13 protein-coding genes are annotated in these 11,931 nt (G+C 66.0%); 6 read left to right on the forward strand and 7 right to left on the reverse strand.

Annotated elements, in window-relative coordinates; translation table 11 throughout:
- The 5 genes from ACIQ67_RS16735 to ACIQ67_RS16755 all read right to left on the reverse strand — a co-directional run.
- On the reverse strand, positions 1–1,415 hold a 1,415-nt coding region (locus ACIQ67_RS16735), incomplete at its 3' end, for a type IV pili methyl-accepting chemotaxis transducer N-terminal domain-containing protein (protein ID WP_397535513.1).
- 50 nt (positions 1,416–1,465) lie between these two features.
- A complete protein-coding gene (locus tag ACIQ67_RS16740) occupies positions 1,466–1,999 on the reverse strand; it encodes a chemotaxis protein CheW (RefSeq protein ID WP_397535514.1) in 534 nt (177 codons plus the stop codon).
- Between the two features lie 123 nt (positions 2,000–2,122).
- Complete coding sequence (locus tag ACIQ67_RS16745) at positions 2,123–2,488, reverse strand: PleD family two-component system response regulator (RefSeq protein WP_397535515.1); 366 nt, start codon at positions 2,486–2,488, stop codon at positions 2,123–2,125.
- A gap of 65 nt (positions 2,489–2,553) precedes the next feature.
- Positions 2,554–2,961: a PleD family two-component system response regulator gene (locus ACIQ67_RS16750; RefSeq protein WP_397535516.1), complete on the reverse strand. Its 408-nt coding sequence runs from the start codon at positions 2,959–2,961 to the stop codon at positions 2,554–2,556.
- A gap of 56 nt (positions 2,962–3,017) precedes the next feature.
- Entirely contained in the window at positions 3,018–3,170 is a 153-nt protein-coding gene (locus tag ACIQ67_RS16755) for a rubredoxin (protein ID WP_397535525.1), read from the reverse strand.
- Between the two features lie 203 nt (positions 3,171–3,373).
- On the opposite strand from ACIQ67_RS16755, the gene ACIQ67_RS16760 reads away from it, so the two are divergent.
- The 5 genes from ACIQ67_RS16760 to ACIQ67_RS16780 all read left to right on the forward strand — a co-directional run bounded on the left by ACIQ67_RS16760 (position 3,374) and on the right by ACIQ67_RS16780 (position 8,781).
- Positions 3,374–4,354, forward strand: coding sequence for a hydroxymethylpyrimidine/phosphomethylpyrimidine kinase (locus ACIQ67_RS16760; RefSeq protein ID WP_397535517.1), 981 nt, complete (start codon positions 3,374–3,376; stop codon positions 4,352–4,354).
- 18 nt (positions 4,355–4,372) lie between these two features.
- The gene (gene hemL / locus ACIQ67_RS16765) at positions 4,373–5,659 is read left to right on the forward strand and encodes a glutamate-1-semialdehyde 2,1-aminomutase (protein ID WP_397535518.1); all 1,287 of its coding nucleotides are present in this window, start codon (positions 4,373–4,375) and stop codon (positions 5,657–5,659) included.
- 59 nt (positions 5,660–5,718) lie between these two features.
- Complete coding sequence (mpl, locus tag ACIQ67_RS16770) at positions 5,719–7,095, forward strand: UDP-N-acetylmuramate:L-alanyl-gamma-D-glutamyl-meso-diaminopimelate ligase (protein WP_397535519.1); 1,377 nt, start codon at positions 5,719–5,721, stop codon at positions 7,093–7,095.
- Positions 7,096–7,230: 135 nt separating this feature from the next.
- Positions 7,231–8,325 (forward strand): AI-2E family transporter, encoded by a 1,095-nt coding sequence (locus ACIQ67_RS16775; RefSeq protein ID WP_397535520.1) that lies wholly within the window; start codon positions 7,231–7,233, stop codon positions 8,323–8,325.
- 222 nt (positions 8,326–8,547) lie between these two features.
- Positions 8,548–8,781 (forward strand): hypothetical protein, encoded by a 234-nt coding sequence (locus ACIQ67_RS16780; RefSeq protein WP_397535521.1) that lies wholly within the window; start codon positions 8,548–8,550, stop codon positions 8,779–8,781.
- Positions 8,782–8,804: 23 nt separating this feature from the next.
- Here the strand turns inward: ACIQ67_RS16780 and ACIQ67_RS16785 are convergent, their stop codons facing one another.
- Complete coding sequence (locus ACIQ67_RS16785) at positions 8,805–9,437, reverse strand: cation transporter (protein WP_397535522.1); 633 nt, start codon at positions 9,435–9,437, stop codon at positions 8,805–8,807.
- Between the two features lie 126 nt (positions 9,438–9,563).
- Between ACIQ67_RS16785 and cadR the strand changes: the two genes are divergently transcribed.
- The gene (cadR, locus tag ACIQ67_RS16790) at positions 9,564–10,058 is read left to right on the forward strand and encodes a Cd(II)/Pb(II)-responsive transcriptional regulator (protein ID WP_397535523.1); all 495 of its coding nucleotides are present in this window, start codon (positions 9,564–9,566) and stop codon (positions 10,056–10,058) included.
- Positions 10,059–10,121: 63 nt separating this feature from the next.
- On the opposite strand, the gene ACIQ67_RS16795 is transcribed toward cadR, so the two are convergent.
- Positions 10,122–11,931: zinc-dependent metalloprotease (locus tag ACIQ67_RS16795; protein ID WP_397535524.1), on the reverse strand; the 1,810-nt coding region annotated here is incomplete at its 5' end.

Consider the following 11,931-nt stretch of genomic DNA (forward strand, 5'->3'; position numbering starts at 1 on the left):
CCCACCAGGGTCCGCAGCTCTTCCACCGTGTAGTTCACCGAGTCGGCAATCGCGCCGGTGATGTCCTCGGTCACGGTGGCCTGCTGCGTCAGGTCGCCCTCGGCCACCGCCTGCAGTTCGTTCATCAGCCTCAAAATCGCAGCCTGGTTGGCGTCATTGACACGCTTGGCTTCCTGTTCCTGGGCTTCAGCTTCGCGCCGCTGCGCCTCGGCCAGTGCCGCACGCTGGGCCTGGTCCGCCACGTAGAGGCGCAGGAAGCCGAGCGCGCCGATCACCAGCGCCGCCAGCGAGGCCGCCATCAGCAGGCCCCGGATCGCGCCAATGCCACCGGAGGATTCCAGCCCGTCAGCCACCTGCTCCAGGCCTTTGCGCAGCGGTTCGCTATCGGCCAGGATGCTGGTCTGCGCTTCGCGCGCCGACACCAGCCCTTGCAGATTGGACAGGATAGCCTTCGCTTGTTCGCGCGTGTTCTCGAACTGATTGAGCAACTGCGTCAGGCGCTCGCGCATCTGTGCGTCACGCGCCGGCGGCAGGCGCAAGTCGGCATTGCCTTTGAGCAGGCCTTCGGCCGTCAGCTTGAAGGTATTCAAGTCCTTGCCCAGCAGAAACACCGCCTCGGGGCTGACGCCCTCCTGGGTCAGAAACTCATTGGCGCTCTTGCCGATACGCTGGGTCAGCATCACCAGCTGGCTGGCCGCCGCGATCTCGGCTGTGGCGTTGTTGTAGCTCAGCGCCTGGGCCGACACCGCCTCTGCGCTATCCAGCAGTTCAGAGCTCTGGCGGTTGATGGTCTTCAGCGCCTGACCGACCTGGGTCAGCACCTTCTCCTGGGCCAGCACCAGCTTGCCATTGGCATCGGCCTTGTTGACCAGCGGCTCCACCACATCCAGGCCCTGCTGCACCGCATCGATACCGCTCGCCCCGTCGCGCAAGGCTGGCACCAGGCCGGTCAGCACGGCCATCGACTCACGCAGTTCGGCAAAGGCGCCCGCATTCCCCACCAGCGCTGATGAGACCGACTTGGCCATGCGCTGCGACTGCATCAAGGCCTGGCCGGTAGCGCGCACCTGGGCAGCGCTGCGATTGGCATCGAGCAGACTCAAGCTCACCGTCGCCACGGTACCGAGCAAGCCGACGACCACCAGACCCGTCAGCAGCCGCTGGCCGGAAGCGCCGGCTGGCTTGGCGGCAGCCACGTTGTCGTTGTCGACCACGGCGGTCGTGCTGGCGAACTGTCCAGTGCTTTCCGAGAAGCTGCCGCCGGCGAATTCGGTGGGGTGAGCCTCCGCGATGATGGAGGACTCGACACGCTCAGTGTCCAAGCCGGACGCACTAGGCGTCGGCACGGCCTCAGGCGCCTTGCCGTCGTCCGCGTCACGCTTGCCCATATTCTTGATCTTGTCCAGGAAGCTCATCTCACCCTCGTGTAGCTAAGAGTCGGCAAGGCTCATTTGCCTGCCGTCGATCAAATGACGATGCGCAAAAACTGCGGGTGGCGCGCCAGCGCCTCAAGGTCGAGCACCTGCCAGACCCGCCCGTCAGCATCGCGCATACGCTCGCCGGCAAAGCGCGGCCGCAGGCCACCCGAGGCCGCGCTCTCGGGCTGCAACTGATCATCACCGCGCAAGCCCAGCAAGCGGTCGACCAACAAGGCACAGTTGACGTTCAGCTCGGGGTTGAGCGAAACCAGACGGGTTTGCCCGCCGTCCAGGCGAGCCGCAGATTCCGACTCTCGCAGGCCCAGAAACGAGGCCAGGTCCACCACCGTATGCAGGCCGCCACGCAGATTGGCCACGCCCAGCATCCAGGGTTGGCCGTAGGGCACAGGCTTGAGCGGCACTGGCGTGAAGATTTCTGAGGCCTGGCGCAGCGACAGCAGCAGCGGCGCACCTGCAGCCTCGACAGCCAGCCAACTGGCCGCCTGGGACTGCTCGCGCGCCGCCTGCATGCGCTGCGCGAGACGTTGCTGGAGTTCGCGCAGGGCTTGCTTGTTGCTCATGCTTCACCCTCTAACAATGGATACGCTGACCGTCCCCGCACGGGGAAGCCGACATGCCGGCCGGCCCGGCGCACGCCCCGCAAATCCACGTCGATGGTGAGCGGGCAGCAGGTCGCCACGGGATCAGCCCAAGGCCTTGATCTTGGCCAGCAACTCTTCGGCCATGACCGGTTTGACGACATAGTCACGTGCGCCCTGGCGCATGCCCCAGACCTTGTCGGTCTCCTGATTCTTGCTGGTGCACATGATCACCGGCACATCGGCGAAGCGCTCGTCGCGCGTGATCGAGCGCGTCAGCTGGAAGCCATTCTGGCCCGGCATCACCACATCCATCAGGATCAGATCGGGCTTCTCTTCGGCCAGGCGCTTCATGGCCTCCTCGCCGTTCTCGGCCGTACGGACCGAGAAGCCGCGCTTCACCAGAATCTCGCTGAGGTGATGCAACTCGGTCTTGGAATCGTCAACCAGCAAAATTTTTTGGATTGGCATCTCGTGCTCCTCGCGCCGCCTGTCGTTTTCGGGGGATTTCCCTGGGTTCTCGAAGGCGACTGAGTTCAACCGCCGCGTCGGTGCTGTTGTACCGCCTGCAGCAGCTGGTCCTTTGTAAAAGGTTTTGTCAGATAGTCCTGCGACCCGACCATGCGGCCACGCGCCTTGTCGAACAGGCCGTCCTTGGAAGACAGCATGATGACGGGCACCGCAGCGAAGACCGGATTGCGTTTGATGATGGCGCAGGTCTGGTAGCCATCCAGGCGAGGCATCAGGATGTCGCAGAACACCAAATCTGGCTTGTAGTCGCTGAGTTTGGCCAGGGCATCAAAGCCATCCTCGGCCAGCACCACTTCGTGACCACCCTGCTTCAGGAAAATCTCGGCGCTGCGACGGATGGTATTGCTGTCATCGATGACCAGCACCTTGGTCGACGCACGGTGCCCGGACGCCGATTCAGACGGAGCTTGCAAGTCCAAAACTCAACTCCTTCAGCACGGACAGAAATCGGGCTGAGGGCGATACGCCCTCAGATCTGCACCATTTCGAAGTCTTCCTTGCGAGCACCGCACTCCGGGCAGGTCCAGTTCATGTCGACATCGGCCCAGCGCGTACCCGGCGCAATACCATGCTCAGGGTCACCGGTGGCTTCGTCATAGATCCAGCCGCAGATCAGGCACATCCAGGTACTACTCGCTTCGCTCACGGCGCTCCCGCATTGCTCACTACAATGGAAAGATTGTAGCCAGCCCCCTATGGAGCCCCAGGGCCGAAGTAGGCACGGATGCAACAGCCAGTTTCTTGCTTAGCCAAAGCGGTGCTTAGTCACGCGAAAGAGGCGATACGGCCGGCAAGCCCAGCGTTTGCCAGTCGCGCCAACCCAACATGAGCACAGCCGACACCCCCAGCAACTCCGACCTACTCCTGGCCGATCAGCAGGAGTCGCCCCCGCCCGCCTGCGTGCTGAGCTTCAACGCCAGCGACCCCACCGGCGCCGGCGGCCTGGCCGGTGACGTGGCCACCATCGCCGCGATGGGCGCCCATGCCCTGCCGGTGGTGACCGCCATCGTGCTGCGCGACACGGCCGAAGTGTTCGACCAGCAGGTGCTGGACAGCGACATCGTCGTCGAGCAGGCCCGCACCATCCTGGAAGACATCACCATCACTGCCTGGAAGGTTGGCTTCCTCGGCAGCGCCGAGGGCGTCAGCGCGGTAGCGGAGGTGCTGAGTGACTACCCCGACACCCCATTGGTCGCCTACATGCCCTCGATCTCCTGGCTGGACGAGGAACAGCAGCAGAGCTACCTGGACGCCTTCCGAGAACTGGTGCTGCCGCAGGCCCATGTGCTGGTCGGCAACCACAAGACCCTGACCGACTTCCTGCTGCCCGACTGGGACGCAGACCGCCCGGCGTCGCCACGCGAGCTGGCCGTGGCTGCGGCCGAACATGGCACCGCCCATGTGCTGGTGACGGGCATCGCCCTGCCGAACCAGTTCGTGGACAACGTGCTGGCAAATGCACAAGGCCCGATCACTGGCGAGAAGTTCGAGCGCTTCGAGACCAACTTTGTCGGCGCGGGCGACACCCTGTCGGCTGCGCTGGCAGCCCTGCTGTCGGTCGGTGCCGAGGTGCACGACGCGGTGGCCGAGGCGCTGGCCTTTCTGGACCAGTCGCTGGACGCTGGCTTTCGCCCCGGCATGGGCAATGTGCTGCCCGACCGCTTCTTCTGGGCGCTGCCGCCTGGTGATGAAGACGGCGAGCTCGAGGCCATGCCCGGCATGCCTGGCGTCGAGGCGCCCGCGATGGAGATCGAAGCCGAGCCGGAACCCGAACCGATCAGCCGTCCGTCGCGGCGCATGCACTGAACCATTCTTGCTTCCCTCATGAGCACCAATCAAGACCTGTTCGAGCGCTCGCAGCGCGTCATTCCTGGCGGCGTCAACTCGCCGGTGCGCGCCTTTCGCGCCGTCGGCGGCACGCCGCGCTTTATCAAGAAGGGCGAAGGCGCCTACATCATCGACGCTGAAGGAAAGCGTTACATCGATTACATCGGTTCCTGGGGTCCGATGATCCTGGGCCACGGCCATCCGGCCGTGCTGGAGGCGGTGATGAGCGCGGCGCGCGAGGGTTTCTCCTTCGGCGCGCCGACCGAGCGCGAGCTCGAGCTGGCCGAAGAGATCCTCAAGCTGGTGCCCAGCATGGAGCAGGTGCGCCTAGTGTCTTCCGGCACCGAAGCGACGATGAGCGCGATCCGCCTGGCGCGCGGCGCGACCGGCCGCAGCAAGTTCATCAAGTTCGAAGGCTGCTACCACGGCCATACCGACGCGCTGCTGGTCAAGGCGGGATCGGGTCTTGCCACCTTCGGCAACCCCACCAGCGCCGGCGTGCCGGCCGAGGTGGCGCAGCACACCCTGGTGCTGGAGTACAACAATGTGGCCCAGCTGGAAGAGGCCTTCGCGCTGCACGGCAAGGAGCTGGCCTGCGTGATCATCGAGCCGATCGCCGGCAATATGAACTTCGTGCGCGCCAGCGTGCCCTTTGTGACCAAGCTGCGCGAGCTGTGCACGCAATACGGCGCACTGCTGGTGTTCGATGAAGTGATGACGGGCTTCCGCGTCGGCCTAGGCAGCGCCCAGGCCCACTACGCGCAGCTGATCCCCGGCTTCAAGCCTGATATGAGCGTGTTCGGCAAGGTCATCGGCGGCGGCATGCCGCTGGCGGCCTTCGGCGCCAGCCGCGAGATCATGGCCCATCTGGCACCACTGGGCGGCGTCTATCAGGCCGGCACCTTGTCGGGCAACCCTGTGGCCACCGCCTGCGGCCTCGCGACGCTGCGCGAGATCCAGAAACCCGGTTTCTTCGAGGCACTGTCGGCCCAGACGCAGAAGCTAGTCGCCGGCCTGAAAGCCGTGGCCGATGCCAACGATGTGCCCTTCAGCGTCGACAGCCAGGGTGGCATGTTCGGCTTTTTCCTGATGTCCGAGCTGCCGCAGAACTACACGACGGTGATGACGACCGACAAGGAGCGTTTCAACCGCTTCTTCCACGGCATGCTGGACGCCGGCGTCTACCTGGCGCCGGCGCTGTATGAAGCCGGTTTCGTCAGCGCTGCGCACAGCGACGCCGACATCGAGGCCACGCTGGCCGCCGCCCGAGTCGCCTTGCGCTAACCCTTTCCTGACCCTCGCGGCAGGTGCCAACCCTGCCGCGAGAGCTGAGCTCTCTCCCCATGCACATCCACATCCTCGGCATCTGCGGCACCTTCATGGGCGGCCTGGCCGCCCTCGCCCGCGAGGCTGGCCACAAAGTCACCGGCTGCGATGCCAATGTCTATCCGCCGATGTCGGATCAGCTCGAAGCGCTGGGCATCGAGCTGATCCAGGGCTTCGGCGCCGAGCAGCTTGAACTCAAGCCCGACCTGTTCGTGATCGGCAATGTCGTGACGCGCTCCAGCGAAGGCCGTTTTCCGCTGATGGAAGCCATCCTGGACGCCGGCCTGCCCTACACCAGCGGCCCGCAGTGGCTGGCCGAGCACATCCTGCAGGGCCGCCATGTGCTGGCCGTGGCCGGCACGCACGGAAAGACCACGACCACCTCGATGCTGGCCTGGATCCTCGAACAGGACGGCCTCGCACCGGGCTTTCTGGTGGGCGGCGTGCCGCTGAACTTCGGCATTTCGGCGCGGCTGGGGCAGCCGGGCAGTCCCTTCGTTATTGAAGCGGATGAGTACGACACCGCCTTCTTCGACAAACGCAGCAAGTTCGTCCACTACCGGCCGCGCACCGCCGTGCTGAACAACCTTGAGCACGACCACGCCGACATCTTCCCGGACCTGGCGGCCATCGAAACCCAGTTCCACCACCTGGTGCGCACCGTGCCGGCATCTGGCCGCATCGTCGTCAACGCCCGCGAGGACGCGCTGCAGCGCGTGCTCTCGCGTGGCTGCTGGAGCGAAGTCCAGCGCTTCGGCGCGCGCAAGGAAGAGCCCGGCGCGCTGCGCGCGCGCGGCGAGCCGCAGGCCTTCGACGTGCTGCGCGGCGCGATGAAGGTGGGCCGCGTCGAATGGAGCCTGGCCGGCGAGCACAACCAGCTCAACGCACTGGCCGCCATCGCTGCCGCCGAACATGTGGGCGTGGCCCCCGAAGCGGCCTGTGCCGCGCTGGCCGGCTTTCAGAACGTGCGTCGACGGCTGGAGCTGCGCGGCGAAGCCGCCGGCGTCAAGGTCTACGACGACTTCGCGCACCACCCGACAGCGATCCGCACCACGGTCAACGGCCTGCGCCGGCGCATCGCGCCCAGCGAGCGCCTGCTCGCCGTCTTCGAGCCGCGCTCCAACACCATGAAGCTGGGCACGATGAAGGCCCAGCTGCCCTGGGCGCTTGAGGAAGCCGATCTGAGTTTCTGCAACCAGGCGGGCCTGGGCTGGGACGCCAAGGAGTCGCTGACCCCGATGGGGGCGCAGGCCCAGGTCTGCGACGGCGTGGATGCCCTGGTGGCAGCCGTGCTCAAGGCGGCCAGGCCGGGCGACCATGTGCTGTGCATGAGCAATGGCGGCTTCGGCGGCATTCACCAGAAGCTGCTGGACGCGCTCGCCGCCCGCGGCTGAGGGCAGGCGGCGGACTGCTGAGTCGGACAGTCAGGCCCGCCTTGCCGCTACCATGCGGCTCGCCCCGGTGCGTTGCAGTCCTGGACTCTGCCGCCTCGGGCCACAACAGCGCCCGAAACAACGCGACAGCCCACCATGCCGCCACTACACCCCAACCAAAGCCCGGCCCTGCGCGACAAAAGCTTCGTGCTGATGCTGACCCTGGTCACACTGGCCTTCGGCTGGATCCTGTGGCCCTTCTACGGTGCCGTGCTCTGGGGTACTGCAACCGCCATCGTCTTCAAGCCACTGCACCGCCAGTTTCTGCGGCGTTTCCGCCAGCGCGCCACACTGGCCGCGCTGGCCACCGTGATAGTGATCCTGCTGCTGGTGATGCTGCCGCTGGCCATCGTCAGCGTGTCGCTGACGCAGGAGGCCGCGGCGCTGTTCGAGATGGTGAAGTCGGGCGAGTTCAGCCTGACGGTCTACCTGCAGCAGATCTATGCGGTGCTGCCGAGTTGGGGACTCCAACTACTGGAGCGCCTGGGCGTCGCCGATCCCGCGCTGCTGCAACAGCGCTTGGCGGGAACGCTCAGCCAAATCGGCCAGCTGGTCGCCGGCAAGGCCCTGGGCATCGGCCAGGACACCTTCGATGTGATGGTCGGCTTCTTCGTGATGCTCTACCTGCTGTTCTTCCTGCTGCGCGACGGCGACCGGCTGTCGATCCTGGTGCGCAATGCGCTGCCCATGCCCGAGGCCTACAAGACCCGGCTGGGGGAGAAGTTTCGCGCCGTGATCCGCGCCACGGTCAAAGGCAATATCGCGGTGGCGGCGCTGCAGGGTGCGCTGGGCGGTGTGGCCTTTTGGGTGCTGGATGTGCATGCGCCGGTGCTGTGGGCGGTGGTGATGGCCTTTCTGTCGCTGCTGCCGGCGGTGGGTGCCGGCCTGATCTGGCTGCCGCTGGCGCTGTACCTGCTAGCCACCGGCGATATTGGCGCCGGCCTCGGCCTGATTGCCTATGGCGTGCTGGTGATCGGCCTGGTGGACAACCTGCTGCGCCCGCTGCTGGTGGGCAAGGACATCAAGATGCCGGACTATCTGGTGCTGATCTCCACGCTGGGCGGCATGGCCGTGTTTGGCATCAACGGCTTCGTCATCGGCCCCCTGATAGCTGCCATGTTCATCGCCTTCTGGGACATCGTCGCCAGCGAGCGCCTGCCCCGCGCCGAAACGCCGACACCGGACGAGTGAGCCCGCGCCCACCGCAGGCCTGCTGACATGATGATGTCAGTGGCGCGCAGGCAGCATGCCGTCCATCTTGACTGACGGCACGCAGAAGGACGCTCCATGGCCCAGCCTATCGTCGCGTTTGAGTAGCTGCCCCTGTCGTCCCGTACCGGGGCATGGCAGCCCGGCGGCCTCACAGCAGAGCGCTTTGATTCCAAGCGTGCGCTGCTGGGCGCCGGGCTGGGGATGCGTAAGCTGGGCGGTAATGTCACCGGGGTAGCCGTCGGTCGCACGGCCTACCCCTTCCACAGCCACCGTGCCAACGACGAGCTGTTCCTGATACTGGCCGGTAACAGCACGCTGCGGCTGGGCGAGCAGCGCCTGCCCGTTAAGGTGGGCGCCTACGCCGGCGACGACGCCACCGGGCTGACCCACCTCAGCCGCTCTGACAGCCAGGTGGGCGACTGGCACGGCGAGTGAATCCGCGCGGGCCGCGCGCCGAATCATGCGTGGCCATGCTCGGCTCGCAGCTCGCTGCGGGCCTGCGCGATCACGGACCTGGCGGCACTCAACGCCAGCGCGCCCATGACACAGGCGACCGCCAGATCCGGCAGGGCACTGCCCGTGCCGAACACCCCGAGTGCAGCCAGCATCACCGCCAGGTTGCCGACGGCGTCATTGCGGCTGCACAGCCAGACCGACCGCATATTGGCATCGCCTTCGCGCCAGGCATACAACATCAGGGCAACCGACACATTCGCCACCAGTGCGATGGCGCCAACAACACCCATCGTGGCCGCCTCCGGCACCCCACCCTCCGCCGCACTCCAGGCGGCCCGGGCCAGCACGAAGAGGCCCAGTGCACCCATCGACAAGCCTTTCAGCAACGCCGCCTTGGCACGCGCGCGCAATGCCATGCTCAGCACGAAGAGCGACACGCCATAGTTCGCCGCATCGGCCATGAAATCGACAGCATCCGCCAGCAAGGCCACCGACCCCGCCTGCAGGCCGGCGACCAGCTCCAGCCCGAACATCGCGGCATTGATGACAAGTGCGGCCCACAGCACGCGCCGGTAGCGCGCACTCATGCGGCCCGACTCGCTTGCGCAACTGTGTTCTTTGCAGGAAATACTCATGGCCATCGCCTCTCGCTGGGTTTGTGCGACGATTGGAAACCCTGAAGCCACTTCAGAGTCAACCACTTTGCACACACAGCCGCTGGCCGCCGTTTCACCTCTGGCCGGCATGCCAGGAGTCGCGCGATGAGGATCGGTGAACTTGCCAAGGCGACACTGACGCCGGTGGAGACCATCCGCTACTACGAGCACGAGCAGTTGCTGGCTCCCGCCTCGCGCAGCGAAGGCAACTACCGCCTCTACGGCCCTGAGCATGTGCAAAGGCTGGGCTTCATCCGCCACTGCCGATCACTGGACATGACGCTGGGCGAGATCCGTGTGCTGCTGAGCTTCAAGGACGATCCGCAAGCGGCCTGCGCCGATGTGAATGCGCTGCTCGATGCTCACATCGACCATGTGGCGACCCGCATTCGCGAACTCAAACAGCTGGAGAAGCAACTGCGCCAGCTGCGCGAGAGCTGCAGCGGCGCAACCGAAGGCGCGGCCTGCGGCATCCTGAGCGGGATCGGCCAGGCCGCCGCCGCGCCCGCTGGCACGCCGCATGTTGGTCGCGCCCATGTTCACGGCGCGCATGGGCAGGCCGGCACGAAGCGCCCGACGCAACAAGGCCCGAAGCGTTGAAAAAGGCCCCGCGCTTGCGCCGGGGCCTTCGTCCCTTGGTCAGCCCTGAGGGCTGTCGCTGAATCAGCTGCGCTGCATCGTCGCCCTGAGCGCTTCACTCAGCATGCTGAGGGATTCGGCCAGGTGCGCCCGCGTCTCCACGGACTGGCCAGCCCCCTTGCCGGCAGCCGTGCGCAAGTCGGCTTGCAGCTGGGTGGCATGCAGGCGCAGCAGGCTGAGCGCATCGGCCGGCAGAGCCGCCGAGCCACGCGTCAGCAGTGACTGCAAACGCTTGAGGTGCTCGCGCTGCAGATTGCGGCGCATGCGTTCCACTTCGGCGCCACTCTTGAGCTCGCTCCAGATGGCGCCTTGCAGCGTGCCGTAGACCTCGGCCAGAGAGATCAGGCCGCGGCGCTGGGCCGGCTCCACATAGCTGGGCAGATCGAGCAGACGCGTGGCCGTTCCAGCGCTCAGCAGGCGGTCCAGCGCCACCAACTGCACCCGGCCCACAGCGGCCGGGATGCTCACAGGAACTCCGCGCTCCCATTCGTTGTAGTCCAGCGTCAGCGCGCTGAGGAACTCGGGCTTGAACTTGAAGCTGCTGCTGCTGAACAGGCCGCTGGCCAGGAACTGCAGCGCCTCGCGCTGCTGCGCCGGGTCCACCGGCTTGAAGGCCGGCCGGCCGGTGGTGCCGGGCAGGTCGCGCAGCGCATGCATGCCGCCGACATACTTAGCCGTGAGTTCCGAGATCGTGGCCAGCTGGCCAAAGCCCGCCAGCAGCGAGCGGCGTGCGCGCAGCGGATCGTCGCCGGCCTGCGGCTTGCGGGCCTGCACCCGCTGCCACAGTTCCTGCGACAGCTTCAGACGTTTCTTGTAATAGGCCAGCGGCTTGTCGCCCAGGTCGAAGCGGTTGACCAGCGGATCCATGCCGTCATAGATGCCGCCTCCTCCCGCATCCAGATCATCGCCGTAGACCAGCGCCGGCTCGACGCTGCGGGCCGCGATCTTGGCCAGCTCGCCCTTCTCCTGGCCAGGCTCGACCGGCTTGTAGGCGTACTCGATGGCCCAGTAGTCATACGGCCCCAGCGCCGAGCGGTGGTAGCCGCCCTGGCGCTCGCCCTTTAGCGCGATATTGATGGGCACGTACTCCATCACCGAGTTGGCGATGCTGTTGGCATCGGTGAAGGCCTTGTCCGACAGCTGCTCCAGCTTCAATGCAGTAGAGGCCTTGAAGTTGTGCTTCAGACCCAGTGTGTGGCCCACCTCATGCATCATCGTGCCCTTGATGGTGGAGCGCACAAAGGCCTCGACCTCGGGGCTGTCCGGCGCCAGTTCCTCACGCGCTTCCAGCAGCTCCAGCGCGAACTCGGCTTCCATGGCACTCAGACGCGCATCGTCGCAGTAAGCAGCCTCGGCCTCGCCGCGCCAAGCGCCGGTCAGTTCGGCCAGGCGCTGCTCGCTGCTCTTGCCCAGATCCTCGACGCGCATGCGCCGAGCGCCGCGGCCGAAGGCATCGCTCAGGCCGATATCGGCATCGATGATTTCGCCGCTGCGCGGGTCGGCGCGGCTGGGGCCGATATTGAAGCCCACATCGGACCCGACGAACCAGCGCACCGAGGCGTGGCCGGCATCCATATTGTCCCAAGTGGCATCGTCGGGCTGCTGCTTGACCACCAGCGCATTCTTGAAGCCGATCTTCTCGAAGGCCTTGTTCCACTCCAGCACCGCCTCTTCCACCACCGGCCGGTACTTCAGCGGGATGTTCTTGTCGAGCCAGAAGGTGATGGGCTTGACGGGCTCGGACAAGGCCGCCGCCGCATCCTTCTTCTCCAGGCGCCAGCGCTTCACATAGTGCACGCGCGGGTTGGCCTTCATGTCACCGCCCAGGTCGGTG

This window comes from Roseateles sp. (assembly GCF_044373315.1).
Classification (GTDB): Bacteria; Pseudomonadota; Gammaproteobacteria; order Burkholderiales; family Burkholderiaceae_C; genus JACDQM01.